At 41.8% G+C, this 18,428-nt stretch carries 21 protein-coding genes; 2 read left to right on the top strand and 19 right to left on the bottom strand.

What is annotated here, in order from left to right:
* The first annotated feature begins 429 nt into the window (after positions 1-429).
* Positions 430-1,164, top strand: coding sequence for an SDR family NAD(P)-dependent oxidoreductase (locus tag MKX49_RS18050; protein WP_340877212.1), 735 nt, complete (start codon positions 430-432; stop codon positions 1,162-1,164).
* Between the two features lie 86 nt (positions 1,165-1,250).
* Here MKX49_RS18050 and MKX49_RS18055 read toward each other — a convergent pair whose 3' ends face one another.
* From MKX49_RS18055 to MKX49_RS18125, 15 genes are all read right to left on the bottom strand, one after another.
* Positions 1,251-1,736, bottom strand: coding sequence for a DedA family protein (locus MKX49_RS18055; RefSeq protein WP_034309313.1), 486 nt, complete (start codon positions 1,734-1,736; stop codon positions 1,251-1,253).
* 254 nt (positions 1,737-1,990) lie between these two features.
* Positions 1,991-2,542, bottom strand: coding sequence for a signal peptidase I (lepB, locus tag MKX49_RS18060; protein ID WP_241634908.1), 552 nt, complete (start codon positions 2,540-2,542; stop codon positions 1,991-1,993).
* A gap of 94 nt (positions 2,543-2,636) precedes the next feature.
* Entirely contained in the window at positions 2,637-3,020 is a 384-nt protein-coding gene (locus MKX49_RS18065; RefSeq protein ID WP_081088687.1) for a DnaJ family domain-containing protein, read from the bottom strand.
* 487 nt (positions 3,021-3,507) lie between these two features.
* Positions 3,508-4,863, bottom strand: a complete 1,356-nt coding sequence (locus tag MKX49_RS18070; protein WP_340877213.1) for an immunoglobulin-like domain-containing protein — start codon at positions 4,861-4,863, stop codon at positions 3,508-3,510.
* Positions 4,864-4,865: 2 nt separating this feature from the next.
* The gene (locus MKX49_RS18075) at positions 4,866-5,387 is read right to left on the bottom strand and encodes a transglycosylase SLT domain-containing protein (RefSeq protein ID WP_340877214.1); all 522 of its coding nucleotides are present in this window, start codon (positions 5,385-5,387) and stop codon (positions 4,866-4,868) included.
* 177 nt (positions 5,388-5,564) lie between these two features.
* Positions 5,565-5,975: a DUF4064 domain-containing protein gene (locus MKX49_RS18080; protein ID WP_340877215.1), complete on the bottom strand. Its 411-nt coding sequence runs from the start codon at positions 5,973-5,975 to the stop codon at positions 5,565-5,567.
* A gap of 134 nt (positions 5,976-6,109) precedes the next feature.
* Complete coding sequence (locus tag MKX49_RS18085) at positions 6,110-6,283, bottom strand: hypothetical protein (RefSeq protein WP_153246136.1); 174 nt, start codon at positions 6,281-6,283, stop codon at positions 6,110-6,112.
* A 185-nt stretch (positions 6,284-6,468) separates the two neighbouring features.
* Positions 6,469-7,911, bottom strand: coding sequence for a uroporphyrinogen-III C-methyltransferase (cobA, locus tag MKX49_RS18090; RefSeq protein WP_340877216.1), 1,443 nt, complete (start codon positions 7,909-7,911; stop codon positions 6,469-6,471).
* Between the two features lie 13 nt (positions 7,912-7,924).
* A complete protein-coding gene (locus MKX49_RS18095) occupies positions 7,925-8,740 on the bottom strand; it encodes a uroporphyrinogen-III synthase (RefSeq protein WP_340877217.1) in 816 nt (271 codons plus the stop codon).
* Positions 8,741-9,138: 398 nt separating this feature from the next.
* Positions 9,139-9,420 carry a hypothetical protein gene (locus tag MKX49_RS18100; protein WP_134783620.1) on the bottom strand — a complete coding sequence of 94 codons (282 nt, stop codon included), beginning with the start codon at positions 9,418-9,420 and terminating at the stop codon, positions 9,139-9,141.
* 129 nt (positions 9,421-9,549) lie between these two features.
* A complete protein-coding gene (locus tag MKX49_RS18105) occupies positions 9,550-10,260 on the bottom strand; it encodes a DsbA family oxidoreductase (RefSeq protein WP_095394304.1) in 711 nt (236 codons plus the stop codon).
* Positions 10,261-10,334: 74 nt separating this feature from the next.
* Complete coding sequence (locus MKX49_RS18110; protein WP_340877220.1) at positions 10,335-10,790, bottom strand: RrF2 family transcriptional regulator; 456 nt, start codon at positions 10,788-10,790, stop codon at positions 10,335-10,337.
* Positions 10,791-10,983: 193 nt separating this feature from the next.
* Entirely contained in the window at positions 10,984-11,748 is a 765-nt protein-coding gene (locus MKX49_RS18115; RefSeq protein ID WP_340877221.1) for a TIGR03943 family putative permease subunit, read from the bottom strand.
* Entirely contained in the window at positions 11,748-12,758 is a 1,011-nt protein-coding gene (locus tag MKX49_RS18120) for a permease (RefSeq protein ID WP_340877222.1), read from the bottom strand. Before MKX49_RS18120 ends, MKX49_RS18115 begins: the two co-directional genes overlap by 1 nt.
* 117 nt (positions 12,759-12,875) lie before the next feature.
* Positions 12,876-13,544: a YdeI/OmpD-associated family protein gene (locus tag MKX49_RS18125; protein WP_340877223.1), complete on the bottom strand. Its 669-nt coding sequence runs from the start codon at positions 13,542-13,544 to the stop codon at positions 12,876-12,878.
* 622 nt (positions 13,545-14,166) lie between these two features.
* Here MKX49_RS18125 and MKX49_RS18130 point away from each other — a divergent pair.
* Complete coding sequence (locus MKX49_RS18130) at positions 14,167-14,670, top strand: DinB family protein (protein ID WP_048685577.1); 504 nt, start codon at positions 14,167-14,169, stop codon at positions 14,668-14,670.
* 171 nt (positions 14,671-14,841) lie between these two features.
* Here the strand turns inward: MKX49_RS18130 and MKX49_RS18135 are convergent, their stop codons facing one another.
* Genes MKX49_RS18135 through phnD form a run of 4 tightly spaced genes read right to left on the bottom strand, consistent with a single transcriptional unit; the run spans position 14,842 to position 18,339 of the window.
* Entirely contained in the window at positions 14,842-15,654 is an 813-nt protein-coding gene (locus MKX49_RS18135; RefSeq protein ID WP_095393523.1) for a PhnE/PtxC family ABC transporter permease, read from the bottom strand.
* A gap of 59 nt (positions 15,655-15,713) precedes the next feature.
* The gene (locus MKX49_RS18140) at positions 15,714-16,499 is read right to left on the bottom strand and encodes a PhnE/PtxC family ABC transporter permease (RefSeq protein ID WP_340877224.1); all 786 of its coding nucleotides are present in this window, start codon (positions 16,497-16,499) and stop codon (positions 15,714-15,716) included.
* A complete protein-coding gene (gene phnC / locus MKX49_RS18145) occupies positions 16,489-17,277 on the bottom strand; it encodes a phosphonate ABC transporter ATP-binding protein (RefSeq protein WP_048685586.1) in 789 nt (262 codons plus the stop codon). The genes MKX49_RS18140 and phnC overlap by 11 nt, the downstream gene beginning before the upstream one ends.
* A 27-nt stretch (positions 17,278-17,304) precedes the next feature.
* Positions 17,305-18,339, bottom strand: coding sequence for a phosphate/phosphite/phosphonate ABC transporter substrate-binding protein (gene phnD, locus MKX49_RS18150; protein ID WP_340877225.1), 1,035 nt, complete (start codon positions 18,337-18,339; stop codon positions 17,305-17,307).
* Between the last annotated feature and the right edge of the window lie 89 nt (positions 18,340-18,428).

The following is an 18,428-nucleotide window of genomic DNA, read 5'->3' on the forward strand; positions in this document are numbered from 1 at the left end:
CTATGTACATAAAAGTTCTGAAAAGTTAGAATTGGAATGTCGTTATAAAAATTTGTATTCAAAGTACAAAAATATTGCAGTATTTAATTTTAATCACTAGAATTGTACATATGGTGCTCCCCAACATGCAAGAGATGCCTCTACCAGATTACTTGTGGAACGTTTCAAATAGAACGGGTAAAAGCCATTTTAAATCTGGATCATTTACGTATCAAAATTTGAAGATTGAAAGATTGGTATCGCTTTCAACCCGCGGGGGTTATGGGAAGTACATTTTTATCCAGCAAGAAAAAGGCATTTCCCAAGCCGGAAAATAAAATGCTTGACGGATTCCTGAAGGAGTTATAGTATTGCTCGTTGATAATATACCTTTTGAACTATGCTTGAATATATATTCATCGTTATAACAAATAATTAGGAGTGATCATGATGGGAAGATTGACTGATAAAGTAGCCATTATCACTGGCGGAGCATCTGGTATGGGCAGGGAAATGGTAGACCTATTCACAAAAGAAGGAGCACAAGTCATTGCTGCCGATATCAATGAAAAAGCTGTAGCTGCCGTGAATGAACTCGATAACGTCCATGGTACTGTACTTGATGTATCTTCAGACGAAAGCTGGAAAATGGTGACGGATGAAGTTATCGCTAAATTTGGCAAAATCGACATTTTGGTAAACAATGCCGGTATCTTAACGGAAAAAGGCATTAACGATACGACATTGGCCGATTGGCAGCTAATGTTAGGCATCAATGGATTTGGACCATTCCTTGGAATGAAACACGTTGTTCCTCACATGGCTAAAGAAGGGAAAGGCGCAGTTGTAAACATTTCTTCCTTTACAGCTCAAATCGGAATGGGCTTAAACTCTTATTCAGCTTCAAAAGGTGCCGTCCGTGCTATTTCCAAGGCTGCCGCAACGCAATATGGCCGCATGGGCGTCCGTGTCAATGCCGTATTCCCTGGTATCATCGAAACACCGATGACTCAAAAATTAGAAGAATCAAAAGAGTTAGTGAACCAAATGATCAAGGCCACTCCATTACAACGTTTGGGTCAGCCGGCGGATATTGCAAATGCCGTGCTTTATCTAGCATCCGATGAAGCATCATATGTAACTGGTGCCGAGCTTGTCATCGACGGCGGATACTCCGCTCAATAATTAAAGCAGAAATGGAAAATCCCGTTTCTAATACTCAGAAACGGGATTTTCTGATTCAATAAAGAAATTTTGTAAGTTGTAATGAGTTAAGTTAACACACCGATGAAATAGCCAAAAGTCGTAAATACCAAACACCAGCTGAATGCCCCTGCTCCTGCAAAGATAAAGTACTTTCGTTTCCCCATTCCATTCATACCGGAAATGTAACTTGCGAAGTGACGGACTCCTGGAATGAAATAGGCGATGATAATCGTCCATGGACCGTATTTATTGAACCATTTCTCCAATTTTTCCAACCTCGCGGGGGTCATTTTGATCCACTTACCATGCTTCCTCAAAAAAGGCTTCCCCACCTTTTTCCCGATGAAATAACTGACAAGCATCCCGGATATCGAGCCCAGGAAACTGACAAGGAATGCTCCCTGGACATTCAAAACGGAAATGGATGACAAATAGCCGACAAAAGTCATCATGAACTCATCAGGTACCGGCAAGCCAATAATCCCAATCGCCAACAATCCATATATCGCAAAATAACCATAGTTTGATATTAAATCTTTTACTATATCCATCTAAAGTACTCCATCTCAGCACCCTTTATTAAAGTAATCCATTTTCTTTTCTTATGCGGGCCTGGGTAACGTGATTACTTCTTTTTAATAGGATAACCTAATTTAACCCAAATGAGTTGATTTTCAAAAAAAAAAAATAGAAAAAAAAGAAGAATGAACACGTTTTTTGTTGAAATACCTGTATGGCAGTTTCCTCATTAAGGATGAAAATCGGCAACAATAAAAGCGGACTCGATACCCGAGTCCGCTTCTTCTTATTTCACAATCTTTATTTCATTGATCGGCCAATACACTAGATTCGCCTTGCCCACGATTTCATCGACGGATATCGTGCCAATTTCACGGCTATCCAAACTATTTTGGCGATTGTCCCCCATAAGGAACAACTGGCCTTCCGGCACTGTCATGCTGCCTGTAATATCTTCGAGCTTGAAGGATTCAGTCAGCGGCACTCCTGATGCCATCTGATTCTTATATTTGTCCAAGTATGGTTCTTCATAAGCTTTCCCATTAATATAAAGCGTATCATCTTTATATTCAATATGGTCACCTGGCAGACCGATAACCCTTTTTATATAATCTTTATCTACCGTTGCATGAAAAACGACAATATCAAACCGGTCTATATTATCGATATTCGTTCCAAACTTGGTAAGAACAATTCTTTCGTGGTCTTGCAGAGTCGGCATCATTGACTCACCGTCCACGACAATCGGTGCAAAAATATACGTTCGAATTAAAAAAGCTAGAATGACTGCAATCAATATCGCTTTTATCCATGAAAAAACTTCTTTTCTTTTTTCCACTCGAAGTCCCTCTCTCTGTTTTTTATTCATGCCATTATAACATAATCCTTTCATGATCACTTCATACAAATACCCACATTTTACACATTATCATTTACTTCCATTTTTCATACTGGATTTCGATGCTTTCCAACTCTATTTCCCTACGCTGCATTTGGGTTGGACAAATCGCATTATATGTACGGACTTTCTCATTAATTTCATCCATTCGTTTCATTAATTCAGATTCAGTTCCATTCATTTTTTTCAATCGAACCAATTCGGCTAGCTCTTCCCGAATTTCTTTTTGCCATTTTATCCAAAGCGGAAGGAAGCCGGCATCCTTGGCCTTCGTCAAGAAGTTGTCATATATATTTCCCGACAGCGCCGACTCCGGAAGCGGTTTACCAAAGCCAGGATTATTCTTCAGCCCGCCTTCTCTTTCATATTCCTTAAAAATTTGATCCATCCAGTTCACATGCCCGTGTTCTTTGCCCATAAACAATCCCCCTTCAGATCACTTGTCATTACATGTTTTTACAATTATAACATTTTTATCAATACCTGCTCCACCCTTGAGGACACTTTCTACTATTATATATGCCTATCTTGCAGCCAAACACATTCAGACATCAAAAAAGGATTCCCCTATTCAGGGAATCCTTGCAGACTGTAGACAAACTCGATGAAAATCGATTTTGTCTACATTTTTTTATGGCTTGTACAATTTGGTCGTTAATTTCCACTCCAGGCACTCGCTTTCCGCGGGCGGTCCGGGAGCCTCCTCGGCTTTCGCCTGCGGGGTCTACCTCGACTCGCTTTTCCCGCAGGAGTCTCGTACCTTCCGTTCCAATCAACTTTGTTTTAATTTTAGATAGAACACTTTTGCCTAGAGCCATTTTTGTTTTAAAATAGAAGTATTCAAACTTGAGGTGATGAGGATGCTTTCTAAACATGTTTCTATTCAGAGAATCCTTTTTGGCCTTCTATTTAACGGTGATTTTCCTTTTTACTTCCGCCTTGTTCTTCGATTTATCCGTAACTGTGTAAGTCAATGTATAGGTTCCTTTTTTCTTCGTATTCACAGTCCCTGTTATTTTGATCTTACTTGTTAAGCTTCCATCAAGATTATCTTTTGCGGATACACCTGATTTAGGATTGAATGTCGAGTTATAGGCAATGGTTTTGCTCTTGGCACCGGAAATGACCGGCTTTGTGCTGTCTACCGTGATCTTTCTTGTGACTGTCGCCGTATTTTTCGATGAATCAGTGATTGTATACTTTAATGTATACGTACCTTTTTTCTTTGTATTCACCGTACCTGTCACCTTTATTTTACTTGTCATGTTGCCATCCAGGTTATCTTTCGCAGATACGCCCGATTTAGGGATGAATGTCGAATAATAGCCAATGGTTTTACTATTGGCTCCCGAGATGACTGGCTTGGTGCCATCTATCGTGATCTTTCTTGTGACCGTCGCCGCATTTTTCGATGAATCTGTGACCGTATACTTCAATGTATAGGTCCCCTTTTTCTTCGTATTGACTGTACCCGTCACTTTGATTTTACTAGTCAAATTTCCATCGGCATTATCCTTGGCACTCACTTTTGTTTTTGGATTGAATGAAGAATTAAGTTTGATGGTTTTGTTCCCGGCACCTGAAATCACAGGCTTGACTTGATCATAAACGGTTATTTTCCTTGTGACCTTGGAAACATTCCCAGCTTTGTCAGCTACCGTATAAGTCAAATTATAGGTGCCCACTTTCTTGGTATCGACCTTCCCTTCAACTCGGATGACATTCGTTAAGTCACCATCTTTATCATCCTTCGCCTTTACGCCGGTTTTAGGATTGAAAGTTGAGTTGAATGGAATTGATTTACCGGCAGTCCCTGAAATCACAGGCTTATTCGTATCCTTGACAATCGATGGCCGATTGGAGATGTAAGCTGATGAAACATACCCCTTAATACTCTTGTCTTCCGTTTGTACAGGGTAAAAGACAAATTTATTTCCCTTAGATTCGTGATAGTCAAAATTCCCTGTGATGATCAAGCTTGTATTTGGCGGAACAGTTACTGCACCTGCCGTAGTGCTTATTTCTTTCCTGATATTCGCGCTCGATGTCGTCACCACTCTGTCTCCTGCCCTGAACCAATAAACAGAGTCATGCGTTTGATCTGTCAGGGTGTATTCAAGATTTTTAAAGACGATATTTTCCGTGCTTTCCCGATCATATTGAAAGTCCGAAGTTTTGAATGGATATTTTGCCAGTTTCGTATCATTCAAATAACTTTGGTTTTCTATCTCAGCAAAAACTTCCTCTTGGTACGCATTCACATTTATTTTCCCTTTTCCTGGTAAAGGGGACTGTTCACCGGTTTTGTCCCATTGTAAGCCATGACAGGGAAATACCAATTTTCGATGACCCTGCGTCCTGCACCTTTGATCTTGGGCAAATCCCTTCTTGAATACATGCCACTCAGGACCTCGACGCCTGCCCCGATATTGTAGACTATGTCATTTTCCAGATTTTTCTGGTCATACCCACTTTTATTGGTAAGCTGCATTAGACCGATGCCGCCATCGTCGGATATAATCGGTTTACCATCCTCATTAAATTGCCTCCAATCCCCGTTTTCCTGCGTAGCCACCGCTTTTACCACTTCAGGGGGGATTTCAGCCTCTATTGCCGCATTCGTCAGTAAGCAGTTGATCTGCTTATGGGAAGGATTTTCATTGGGTTGAATCTCACCGAATGATGAACACGCATTGGTTATTCCAGACTCCGCAAAAGCCTGTCCATTGAACAAACCGAGTGTTAAACAGGTCAGTGCCCCAATCTTCATTAAAGGTATCTTCATCGATCGAACTCCAGTCTATTTATATTTAAATCTATAATAATAGTAACATGATAGACTGGTGATTTCAGGTATAATAAGGTATTTTCTCCTTAAATATCCTTACAGCATAAAAGGAGCTTACCCGCATTACGGAAAGCTCCTTTGTTTTCAAATCACAAAACTATGTATGATGCCGGATCATTCGATCACTTCCACCGTTTCCCTCGGCTTCCTTACAAGGCACATGATACCTGGTATGATGAAGAAGATAAGCGGCCAAACATGAAAAATCGTCAGAATGCCCGTAATGATCAATAAGATTCCGGCTCCCTTCGCCTTGCCGCCCTTTAATAGAAAGATAGCGATCAAACCGCCTGCCAAGGCAATGAACAGCGATATGATCCCCACCCAAAGCATGCCCATGAATAACTTGATTGACATATCTACCTCAGACGAGGAAAACTCAGAATCTGACATTAATGAGTAGTCCACCATTTCTTTCAAATCGATACTGTTGAGATAGACGGCCGCTATGATCGTCACGATTAAAAAAATCGCAGCGATACTCACGCCTATGATACTTAATACGTATTCCCATGTCCGTTTCATTTACTTCGCCTCCCTGGAAAAGTCACGTATATATAATACCCAATCTGTGAAGGAATAAAAGACTTTTTATTCCATACTCCTCAAAGTTGAGTGTCCATTTGGTGAAATCGTCCAACGCTCCCCCTGCCTCGCCTTCATTCATCCTTCTTTTTCAATCGTTCATGTAATTCATCTCTTTTATTTTCCAGGTTATTCATTTTTGTCATATGCTTTATAAAGAAACGGACCGCCTTCACAACCATAAAGAATAACAGAACAAGTAGGGCAAGGTAGAATAATTGCCATAAAATATCACCAATATTAAACATGAAGTCACCTCCTGTCCTTGAATGAATTCCGGCCAATAAAAGCAGTAAGTGAGGGCTTTTCGTACTCCGTGATGTCCCGTAATTAAATGATAACACGATTGGCCCCAACACTGAACGCCAACAATATTAATAGAAGGTGAATAACGACGCCCTCCAAAGGAAATAGACTCTGTTTTTATCAGAGCCTAACACACATTCCTATTCACGATCAAATCCACCAATTGTTCGACAGACGGTTCTTTCGGCATCATATCAGATGTAAATCCATAGTCTTGAAGTCTATTGCCGGTACTTTCCCCGATCACCCCGATGGTGGCTTGTTTTAGCAGCGCTTCAACATCCACGTCTGCCTTGTTCCCATATTGCATCAGCATATCGACTGAATGCCGATTCGAAAATAATACCGTTCCTACAGCTTTCCCATCCAGCATTCTCGGAAAGATTTCAAGGAATCTTTCATCGACAAATTTAGTGATTGATTGAATATAGTCTCCGTCCCCATGTGCCGGATCTCTAAGATCTCTGTTTCGATCCCCAACAACTAACAGTGTTCCGGCATCCGGCATCCCGGATTTGAGCTCGGCCGTCAGACCCCGTTGCTGTAAAGCCTTTTTCGATTTCCTTGATAACACATATAGTTTAGAAGAAATCCGGCGGAAATCAATAGCATGTTCAGTGAGTGAATCCAAGAATCCATGGACACTTTCAGGCGAGGTGAAGAGAATTCGATCATACGAAAGAAAAGCGAGCAGCTGACTTTCTTCTATTTTCACTTTTGCCGCATTCCATTTAGGAAACTCGATGACTTCGCCGCCAAGTTCATACAGGGCTTCCGCCAAGGCACTTTTTGCCGTCCCCGTCCGGGCCACTAAAAACCGTTGTCCATAAAGCGGCTTCTTTTCGAACCATTGCAGTTTTCCCCTTAGTGAAATGATATCCCCGACCAAGGTGATTGCAGGATTGCCAAGCGACCTTCCACTTACCCGTTCGACGATATCATCCAAGGTCCCCTCGACACTTTCCTGTCTTCCATAAGTGCCCCATTGAATGACCAGTGCCGGTGTATTCCCCGGCTTTCCATGATTGATCAAATTTTCGCGGATAGACGGAAGGTTGGCCACACCCATATAAAAGGCAACCGTATCTATACTCACAAGCCCATTCCATATATCCTTCTTCGTTTGATCATGGCCCGTCACCATCGCAAAGGAACGTCCGTAATCCCGATGTGTGACGGGTACTCCTGCGTACATGGATGCAGCAATGCTGGACGTAACCCCCGGAATGACTTCGAATGGGATTCCCTCTTCTTTCAACGATTCCGCTTCCTCCCCGACTCTTCCAAAAACGGCAGGATCACCGCCTTTCAAACGGACGACCCGATGCCCTGCCAGTGCTTTGGAAACAAGCAGCTCATTGATTTCCCCTTGGCTGATGCCAGTAGTATAAGGTGTCTTGCCACAATATATCAATTCACACTCGAAGGCGGCTGCCTCCAACAGTTTGGGATTTAGCAATCTATCATATAAAATGACGTCCGCTTTTTCAATCGCTTTTTGGCCTTTTACGGTAATCAGGCCCACATCACCCGGACCTGCACCAACAAAATAAACCTTGCCCTTGGTCATGCCGCACTCACCCCTATCTGTTTGCCATTCCCTGATAATATTTCACCAGCTCCACCATTGCACTGCCCATCCGTTGATCTTCAGGATAAATGACCCGCTCTATTCCTTCATCGATCACCACCTGCGCCGTTACCTTTCCGACCGCAAGAGCAATTACATCTGATGCAAACAGGCCGATTATCTTATCCTCCACACCTTGTTCACGGACAAATCTCATTAAATTTCGCGGCTGTGGTGCACTCGTGAACACAACCGAATCGATTTTGCCTTCAAGGATTTCCTGGATCAGCTGCTGCATCGTTTCTTTTTCAGGCGCTATATGTTCATATGGCAGGATTTCTTTATGTTCCACTTTTTGTTCATCCAGCCAATTCATCAAAAGAGGCGCCGGATCGCCGTGCAGCTGCAAAGCGACCTTTACACCTCCAGGCAGATGGCCTTCCAGATTGCGAACAAGCCCTGCCGTACTGCCATCATCATCACGGATTAATGGCTGCAGGCCAAGCTTTTTCAGCATATTCACCGTTTTATAGCCCCTAGCTGCAATTTTCATAGACTGCAAAGCCTCTATGAAACGATCTCCCGCTTCCATCTTCACTGCCGTTTTATATAATAATTCCGTCCCCACTCCCGTCGTGAGAATGATCCAATCGAACTCCCCTGCCATCAACCGGGTGACATCCTCTTCCAAATGGGAATCATCAAGGAAAACCGTCCCCTGTGCCGGGCGAACAAGCGGGACTCCCCCAAGATTTTGAACGATTTTACTAAGTTCTTCCGTCTTCCGCGCCCCCAATAAAGCAACGGTCCTGCCATCTAGCTTACTCATCCATGCCCCTCCTATATGTACATTCAATTAAATCCATCTCACCCATTATACAAATTTTCAGTCTTTGAAACTATAAAAAACGGATTCCATATCAAAAACAACGCTTTTTCTTTCTTTTATCTTATATAAATTCAGTGGAAAGATGGATTAGCAGCATTTTGCTTTTCATAAGTCCCGCCCTCATGAGTTTGGAGCAAATACTCGTGAATTTTGGGCTTTTACTCGTGAGTTTGGAGCAAATACTCGTGAGTTTCGGGCTTTTACTCGTGAGTTTCGGGTAAATACTCGTGAGTTTCCAAAAAAGCAAAACATGGACTGCTTCAATTCCCTATCTTATCTTTTCAGTCAATACAAAAAAGCTGCCATCAGGACAGCAATTTTCAATGATTTTCCCTTTGTTAATTCTTATTTATCGCCCTTTGGGCAATATGCTCCTGTTCTTTTTTTACAAAAACATCATATTGAGTGGTTTCATGGCGATTCTGAAAGTTTTCAGTGCCTAAATTCATAGGCGTTTTCGTTTTGAATGGTATCCCTTCCCTTTCCAATTTCGCAACTGCCTTATAATAATTTTCATTCCCGAATGCTGTATAAATACATGTCCAATATTTATAGGAAATTAGTTTGGCAATTACTGCACATGCAATCACGAAGACTAGTATTCCAATCATTATATACATCTTTTAACTCCCTTTCATTTCGGACTTTTTTTGGAAAAGCCATCCTGTACACTATATTCTTTGCCATACATGACATTTCCTTTTTAAGTAAAAAAGGAGACCCCAGTTTCGGATCTCCTTCTTCATCTTCTATTTTTCCTTTACGTTACAAGAACCGTCCGTACAAGCGTCGCCTGTTGCTGGATCATTCACGATCGTAAGCGGATTTTCCTCAGCCCATACTTTTTTTAGCGTATCGAGGAATGCTTCCGTTGGCTGGGCGCCGGAGATTCCATATTTGCGATTAATGACGAAGAATGGGACACCTGTAATTCCTAGCAGGCTTCCTTCTTGCTCATTTCCCCTAACCTCTGCCGTGAATGCCGTTCCTGCCAGCATGGACTCCGTCTCGGACTTTTCAAGGCCAACCTCTTCAGCCAAACTTGCCAATGTAGCGTGATCGCCAATATGTTTGCCTTCCGTAAAGTAAGCTTTAAATAGTCGCTCATTCATTTCTTTCTCTTTACCTTTTGATTCAGCAAAGTGCATCAAGCGGTGGGCATCGAACGAATTCGTTAAGACCACTTTGTCCAAATGATAATCGAGTCCCAATTCTTTGGCCTGTTGAGTCAGGTTTTGGCTGTTCGCTTCCACCTGCGCTTGAGACATGCCGTATTTCTTGGCCAGCATTTCATTTTGAGTCATATTGATATCCCGCTCAGCCTCTGGGTTCAACTCAAAACTGCGAAATGAGACCTCTACCTGATCTTTATTTTCAAACTGCTTTAAAGCCTCTTCGAATCGACGCTTACCTATATAACAGAACGGACATTGATAATCCGACCAAATTTCCACCTTCATGTAAATACCTCCTCATTTTAAATGCAATTGCATTAAGCACATTATATAATCCTGGGTATCCTCTTGCAAGGATATTAGCCCAGACACTCATTTTCAAAATTGGTGAAGTCGACTTTTTTCATGAATTCTTCCAATGTATAGCCCTTTAGCAGGCGCAATGTTTCCTTTTCGGCTTCGTTCATGATTTCCTCCAAAGCCGTATCTAGCTGCTTCCCGACTTCACCGCATTCGCTCGTTTCCATACAAACAAGACATTCCGGCCGTACCGCTTGATACACATCCGCCAAAGTAAGCTGAGAGGCAGGCACCTTCAGACTATAACCGCCTTCCCTTCCTTCCTTTGTTTCGACGATCCCCTCAGCTGCAAGCTGTGCCATCACCCTTCTTAAAAAAGTGGCGTGTGACTTCACCTTTAAGGCGATTGCCGAACTTGTCAGGAGCTTTTCGCTTTGTGCGAGCCAAACCAAAGAGTGAACGGCAATGGCAAAGCGCGGCGGACCAATTTGATTGTTTCGATTACTTGAAGACAAGATTATCCCCCCTTACACTCTTATCCATGGTAAGGCCATTATACTATGTTACGTGCTCCCGAACAAATGGCGCCATTTCTCGATTTTCCGCCCGCAGCGCACGATTTTACGTCCGTTTCCGGGTTCCGCTAAATAATGTCCCCCTTTCGGCACCGAAACCCGGCAAAATATCCTTTTGCCGGGTTTTCCAATCCTACTGAATGATTTGTACATTTTCATATAAATAAGCTTCTTCCGGTGCCTTTATTTTCTTCGAATCTTTTAAATCGATCACCGGTACGGGTTCCCCTTTATAGCTTCCTTTTTTTAATGTCCCTGTAATCGTATACCAATCATTCGTCTTCATTCCTTCCACATTCCCGTTGACCATATATCCGTATAACGTCGCATCGACCACACAGCAGGACATGGAGAGGCGGGAGATGGCCATTTGTTTTTTCGTAAATGTATCCTCACGGTATATGAATCCGGAAATCTCTATTTCCTTCCCCTCGATCGTATCGAGGTTGTTCAGTAAATAATCCAGTACTTCAAAATAATTATCATCGGTTACGGAGATTTTCTCCCCATTCGCATGTTTCCCTGAATCATATGAACTTACCATCTGTGCCTGCTGCTTCGCCATCCCCCTTTTCGCCAGCACTTCCCCGCTTAATGTAAAGTCGGTCAGGATGAAGCCCAGAAGAATCGGAAGGAAGAACAAACTATATTTCAGGACCAGTGCGGAGGAGGAAGACTCACCATTCGATCCGCAATCACAATGTTGTTCACCCTGTTTTTGTTTTTTCATTCGGAGCAGGCTGATCACTAAAAAAGCAAAAAGTGCCGCCAATGCATATGGGACCATCTTGGGTGCAATCAATTTCGTTAAATATCCTGAAACATACAATTTAAAGATCATGAGGCCCAATCCCAGCAGCAGCAACCCTTCAAGTCTTTGGATAAAAAAACGTTTCATCAGAAGCCCCCCTTACTGATCAATATGCCTGCAATCAGGCATAGGCTGAAGACGACTGCGAAAATAAGCAGGACATACGTGACGACGAAGCTCCGTTTAAAACAGGACATCATGATCAAAACATTTTTCAGATCCAGCATGGGGCCAAATACAAGGAATCCCAGTATGGAGCCTGGCAGAAAACTATGGGAAAAGGAGGCCGCTACGAATGCATCAGCTGATGAACAGAGTGAAAGCACAAACGCAATTCCCATCATCAACGCCGTGCCTTTTATTGGCGCCTGACCAATATCGGCCATTACGGACCGATCCATGAACACCTGAAATAGACTGGCAAACAAGGCCCCGATGATAAAGTATCTGCCGACCATAAAAAACTCCTGCGAAGTATGATCAATGAAGCTTGTCCATTTACTCGACTGAATATCATGTTCATGCCCTTGTACCAGTTCCACCTTGTCCTCTTTCACCACATCTTTTGTGCTGAATATATGAATGAATAAACCTGCGATTATGGCCGTCAGGACACAAAGGATGATTCTTCCATATAGAATGGACGGATTATTTTGGAACGCATAATAAGTTGAGCCAAACACGATGACATTCAATATTGGGGCTGTTACGAGCAAGACCACACCTGCATGGACCGGGACACCCTTTTGAATCAATCTCCGGACGACCGGGATGATTGCACATTCGCAAACCGGAATGATCAGCGCCGCCGCTATCGCGGCAAAAATGGCCGTCAGGGGGCTTTTGGGTATCATCCGCTGAATGATTTCTTCACTGATGAACAACTGGATGAATGATGAAGCAATGGCCCCGAGGAACAGGAAAGGAATCGATTCTAAAAACAATCCCAAAAACACGACGAACACAGAGTGAAGCATCGGGTAGTCGGAGAAATCAATCGCTTTGGGAATGAACACATCGCCTAGAAAAAAGAATGCCAGCAGCAAAAACAGCAGAATCAATAACAGCAAATTTCCCGTGTAGCGTTTCAAAAGCATATTTAACCACCTCACAAATCATAATTATTACGATTTAAGTTTGGATTCGGTCTAGTATATGCTTTTGATAGGGTGAACAGAACAGAAAAAAAAGAGAATGGAAGACATTCCCCACCCTCATTTATTCCTTCGATATAGATCCCTGCTCTTGTAACCTTCTCCTAAAATCGTTTTCATTTCCTGGCGCCGTTTCACTTGTGTCGCCTCTTGTTTTGCACTATACACGTAACGTGCCCAATCCTTGCGATACCCTGGCGTAAGTGATTGATAGAACGCAAGCAAATCAGGGGAGTCCTGCAAATCTTTCTCAATTTCAGAAATCATGCCGATATAATCATCTACTGATTGGCTTGCTTTGGTAGATGGACGGTTTCTATTTTTTGAATCTTCTTTCAGTCCGACTACCGTAAAGACATCATCCAACCCAACCATACGCGCAAACTTCAGGTCACTCGAGCCGACATACCCTTCATCATCCGCACCAAGGCCCTGCATCAGATCATCACGATGAATATATGTAGCATATTCTTTATTCCCCTTCTTGGGGTACGCAAAAAAAATATAGCCGTTTTTACTTAAATGATTTTTCTCAATCACCTTATCCACGATTCTCTTTAAAGAATCCATATCCAATACAAAGGCAAATATAAGATCATAGGCACTTTCATTAAGCTTTGTATCGTAATCCGGCAGCTCTGCTAAATAATCCACCCCGGCTGGCTGATTCAGGACTGCCACCCGTTCATATTTATGTAAATTCAGTTTTTCAACTATTGTTTTAGCCATTGCATTCACCACCTAGTTGATTTTTTCTACCTTCAGTTTATAAGCTTCCCATTGCGTTAGCAACTTTTCTCTAGTTAGTATAAAAAGTCGATGTGGAAAACTTCCGTCTCTTTTCATATAATCATTTCTAGGAAAATATTAACTGTGCTATAATTCAGATATAATAAATTCCAATGTCCAGCTTCTTTAGATTCTTTTCCCTTTGAATGCCAGCTTCATTTTTCGGTTCATTAGCGGAGGTCCTAGGCGCAGCATTCTAAGTAGGCATAAACTCAACTTTTTTGCATAGGCATGATAGGGTATCAAAGCTCCAGAAAAAATGTAGTCCCTGGGAATACAGACCTGATTCCAGATTTGCATTTCTTCCCCAAATTATGTATACCAGTGAAACATGTCTTTTCGTTGTACTATAAGAGATATCTTTTAACACTCTTCATTAAATAGAAACCATGCTTCAAAACATAGTGTCACACTCCTTCAATCATCATGAATCCACTTTAAATCAGGTGTATTTCCCGTAGTTTTTATGCATTCTTTATGCAATCAGATATCCCTTTGTTTTTTCCTAGATCAAAAAATTCAGTGATGCTTTCATATGAAGTGTCACAAAAGGGGAGTTCTCATGAATTATATCGAGTATGATTTGCTATTTGAATCAAGAAAACAGTTAATTGAGGAAATTACGGGGTTGGATGAAAAAACGCTCCACCATAAGCCTGTGCCTGAAGTATGGAACATCGCCCAAATTTGCCATCATTTATATCTTACGGAGCAGGTTTTTACCGAAGTTATAGCAAATGGCATTCGGGAAAGGGATTTTAATAATATCATTCAAAAAAACATTTACTTCGTTACTGATAGAACAAGGAAATTCTCATCCCCTGAGGCCATTTCACCCTCTTCAGCCCCATTTCAATTATCGAGCCTCATGGATTTGCTGGCAGAATCAAGGGATCGATTATTACAGGTTCTTTATGATATGGATTCAGATATCCTGTTAAATAGAAAGAAAGCCAAACATCCCCTGTTCGGGGACCTCTCATTGGATCAATGGATTGAGTTATTATCCTTACATGAACAAAGGCATATCAAACAGATTCAAGAAATAAAGACCGCCCTTATATAAGCCTTTCATGACAAATTAGATAATCAACCGGAGACTTTTTAAACAAAACAAAGAGACCACGTCATTTTGTGGTCTTTTTTCATGCATGCTATGAAACGATCGTGACTGTCGGGGGCTGCACCAAGTTGATAGATTGGCAGAGCCCCTATTTCCCTAACCAGCATTCTAGTATCAAGATGATACTTTTAGTTTCCTTTTGATTTGTGTTGCGAAGATTTCAAGACAGATTGCGATGATCAGGATAAAATAAGTGATTGCTCCAATTTCACTCAAGTCAAAGTAAAATCCACTTGCCATGAACATATCGAAGCCGATTCCTCCTGCTCCTGCCGCTGCGCCCATTGCGACCGCCACTGCAAAATTGATTTCAAAGCGCATGAAGGTCCACGAAATGATATAAGTGATCGAAGATGGAATGATGACTTGGAACACGATCTGCCACCAATTCGCTCCGCTTGCTTGCAGGGCCTCTATAGCTCCTTTATCAATTTCCTCGAAGGATTCCGAGTAGGCCTTCACAAGGTAACTTATGGAGTGAAACGTCATCCCTATAACGGCCGCTACACTGCCCAGCCCTGCTGCGACTGCAAAAATGAGGACCCATAACACGGTAGGAACGGCTCTAATCAGGGCAACCGATCCCTTTATGATAATCGATAATGGCTTGGACGAGATATTTCCAGCCGCTAAAAGCCCCAACATCAGGGCAATGATCGCACCAAATATTGTTGTCAAGAAGGCTAAACCTAATGTAATCGACACCTGATAAAGCGCTTGTGAAAAGGTAAAGTGCTTCAAATGCGGTTCAAAAAACATGGTCTTCAAATTGTCGGCGGTCAATGACAGCGCGTCCCACAGTTTAACATCCTTATAATCAAAACTGGCAAAAGCGTATATGGTCAAAACTGCCAGTACCAGCATACTCAACCTAATCGCGATTGAAGATTTCGAGAAGGGCTTTTTCGATAATCGTTCAAGTAGCATTTTATCTAAATCCTGGCCAGTAGGAGCAGGAAATGGTTTGATTGGACCTTCTGCCTGCATTATAAAATCACCCTCCTCACATAATTTGAGACCAATTCAATAGATAATATCGAAATGATGATCGTAATGACGACAAGGCTGGCAATGTCATAACTCAAGTTTTTATAGTACAGATTAAACGTAAAACCAATGCCCGATCCTGTAAGCAGCCCGACCAATGTTGCATTCCTGATATTCGTTTCAATCATAAAAAGTACCCAGCTGATCATTTGCGGAATTGTCGAAGGAATAACAGACTGCGAAATGACGGTTAGATAACTTGCGCCGGTTGTCTGCAAAGCTTCTACAGAGCTTGAACTCACTTCATCAATCGTTTCAATAAAAGCTCTTGTTAAAAAACCGAAAGATCCGAAAAACAAGGCAAAATAACCAGTCAAGGAACTTTGTCCAAATGAGAATAGCAGAACTAATGCCCATATTGAGACATCAATATTTCTAAATAAAACGGCTATCCCACGGCTAAAACCTCCGAAAAATGCATTCACCCTTGTCGTATTGGAACCTAATATCGCAAATACAAAGGCCAATATTCCCGCTAATGTGGTTGCAGCAACGGATATTAAAAGTGTTTCTTTCAGCTTTACCAAAATGTCTGGGAGTTTGGCAAGGGAATCCTTTGTTGGATAGAAATTCGATAACGACCATTGTATGGCCTTAGGAACCGAAGTAACCCCTTTTGCGATGCTGAATTCTGTAATGATGATGGAAATTGCCGTCGCAGCCCCAATAAGCAAAAACAATAGTAGTGAATTTCTTCTCTTTTTTGCAAAAACATCAGCCGGCATGGGAACCTCCCAAATCAAAAATCAACTTTCCTTCATCTGATCCATAGATCTGATGGATATCATTTGAGGTTATATTTTGAGTTGTGCCATTGAAAACAACCTTGCCGCTATTCACACCGATGATTCGATCCGAATACTTAAGGGCAACATCGACTTGATGCAGGTTGACTACTACTGTGATTCCCATGGAAGTGCAGATATCCCTTAAATGGTCCATGATCACTTTGGAAGAATTCGGATCAAGAGAGGCAATCGGTTCATCGCATAATAGCAATTTGGGATTTTGGATAAGCGCCCGCGCAATGCCAACCCGTTGCTTCTGTCCTCCGCTCAACTGATCGGACCTTTTATAGATTAGATCTTCAAGACCGAGAATTTGGAGCAATTTAGCAGCCTGAAGTTTCTCCTCTTCACTATAAAGCCCAAGGATTCCAGCCAATGTAGATTTATAGCCTAATCGTCCATGCAGGGTATTTTCAATCACACTTAATCTATTTACAAGATTGTAATGTTGAAAAACCATCCCTATTTTCCTGCGTACTTTCTTTAACTCCCTTTTATTCACCTTGTATACATGATCATTATCAAAAATGATTTCTCCGCTAGAAGCATCGATCATCCTGTTGATGCATCGAAGGAGAGTTGATTTCCCTGCTCCGGATGGCCCTATGATCGAAACGAACTCTCCTTCTTTCACAGTGAAGTCAATATTGGATAACGCCTTTGTACCATTTCCAAAATGTTTTGAGACATTTTTCACTTCCAATAATGTTTTCATGTATGATCCTCCTACAAATTACTGCCTTTATTTAGATAATTCCCGAATTGGATTGAACCAGTCATCCTCGACTTCTACCAATCTTTCTTTTCCGCTCACCCGTTTAAATAGACCTGATAACTTAGAATCTTCCGGTACAAAAACTTTTTCGTTATTGGCTATTTCATCAGACATCAACGTTTCAAGAATTTTTTCACGTGTTTCCTCACTGACTAATTCGGTGTTAACAACGAAAGGTGCATTCAAAACTGGAGTTACTGAAATGAGTGAGAATGTCTTACCCACAACTGTGTTGAAGGGTTCAGCTGCATCCTTCTTTACCTTATACACAGCACCTGCTTTATTCTCTTCCCCATCAGCCAGCTCCACATAATTATTGACACATGTATCACAAAAAGCTGCCACTTCCGCTTTCCCTGTCAAAAGATTTACAGCCGAACCTTGGTGTGAACCGCCATAAAGCACTTCACTGAAGAATTTATCTTTCCCGCCTTCCAATAAATCCTCGGCCTTTAATTCCTTGAATTTATCTTGCTGTGAAAAATAATCAACGATTCCCGTGGAAGGAACTTTGAAGCCGGATGTAGAGCTATTTGATACGAAAGAGAACTTTTTCCCTTGGATACCGTCTATTTTGTATTCGCCGTTCATTTTATAGTCATCTGCATTTTGGACAGCCAGCCAGCTATTATAGACTGCATCATCCAACGTACCTGATTCACCGCTTGGAACAACTAGGGGTTGAACACTATCGTTTTTGTTGTTTGCTTCAATATATCCTTGTGCACCCAGGAATGCTAAATCTGCGTTTCCATTAGCAATGGCCTCGATTGCAATGTTATAATCCGTAGTTGTCTTATGTTCGACTTTCTTTCCTGTGGCATCTCCCAAGATCTTCCCGATTTCATCGCGGGCTTCCCCTAAATCTTCCCCGGATTCATTTGGCAGCCATGCTACGGTCAATGTATCATCTTCATTTGCACCTGTTGAACTACTAGAAGAACAGCCTGTGAACACCAGTAAAATAACTAACATCAATATGGACATCATCGATTTTTTCACGTTAAATCTCCCCTCCAATTAAAAGATCATTTCTCATTACAACCACTTCACATATAACCATACCGGTACAATACTAACCTGCCGTTAAG

It is taken from the genome of Peribacillus sp. FSL M8-0224, assembly GCF_038003055.1.
GTDB classification, from domain to species: Bacteria; Bacillota; Bacilli; order Bacillales; family DSM-1321; genus Peribacillus; species Peribacillus frigoritolerans.

Coding starts and splice junctions, on each gene's coding strand:
- MKX49_RS18105 (WP_095394304.1), bottom strand. CDS start 10,260: ATGAAGGTGGAAATTTGGTCGGATTATCAATGTCCGTTCTGTTATATA.
- cobA (WP_340877216.1), bottom strand. CDS start 7,911: ATGACCAAGGGCAAGGTTTATTTTGTTGGTGCAGGTCCGGGTGATGTG.
- MKX49_RS18065 (WP_081088687.1), bottom strand. CDS start 3,020: ATGGGCAAAGAACACGGGCATGTGAACTGGATGGATCAAATTTTTAAG.
- MKX49_RS18095 (WP_340877217.1), bottom strand. CDS start 8,740: ATGAGTAAGCTAGATGGCAGGACCGTTGCTTTATTGGGGGCGCGGAAG.
- MKX49_RS18130 (WP_048685577.1), top strand. CDS start 14,167: ATGAATTATATCGAGTATGATTTGCTATTTGAATCAAGAAAACAGTTA.
- MKX49_RS18050 (WP_340877212.1), top strand. CDS start 430: ATGGGAAGATTGACTGATAAAGTAGCCATTATCACTGGCGGAGCATCT.
- MKX49_RS18125 (WP_340877223.1), bottom strand. CDS start 13,544: ATGGCTAAAACAATAGTTGAAAAACTGAATTTACATAAATATGAACGG.
- MKX49_RS18085 (WP_153246136.1), bottom strand. CDS start 6,283: ATGTTTAATATTGGTGATATTTTATGGCAATTATTCTACCTTGCCCTA.
- phnC (WP_048685586.1), bottom strand. CDS start 17,277: ATGAAAACATTATTGGAAGTGAAAAATGTCTCAAAACATTTTGGAAAT.
- MKX49_RS18140 (WP_340877224.1), bottom strand. CDS start 16,499: ATGCCGGCTGATGTTTTTGCAAAAAAGAGAAGAAATTCACTACTATTG.
- MKX49_RS18055 (WP_034309313.1), bottom strand. CDS start 1,736: ATGGATATAGTAAAAGATTTAATATCAAACTATGGTTATTTTGCGATA.
- MKX49_RS18075 (WP_340877214.1), bottom strand. CDS start 5,387: ATGAAGATACCTTTAATGAAGATTGGGGCACTGACCTGTTTAACACTC.
- MKX49_RS18120 (WP_340877222.1), bottom strand. CDS start 12,758: ATGCTTTTGAAACGCTACACGGGAAATTTGCTGTTATTGATTCTGCTG.
- MKX49_RS18135 (WP_095393523.1), bottom strand. CDS start 15,654: ATGCTACTTGAACGATTATCGAAAAAGCCCTTCTCGAAATCTTCAATC.
- MKX49_RS18115 (WP_340877221.1), bottom strand. CDS start 11,748: ATGAAACGTTTTTTTATCCAAAGACTTGAAGGGTTGCTGCTGCTGGGA.
- MKX49_RS18100 (WP_134783620.1), bottom strand. CDS start 9,420: ATGTATATAATGATTGGAATACTAGTCTTCGTGATTGCATGTGCAGTA.
- MKX49_RS18080 (WP_340877215.1), bottom strand. CDS start 5,975: ATGAAACGGACATGGGAATACGTATTAAGTATCATAGGCGTGAGTATC.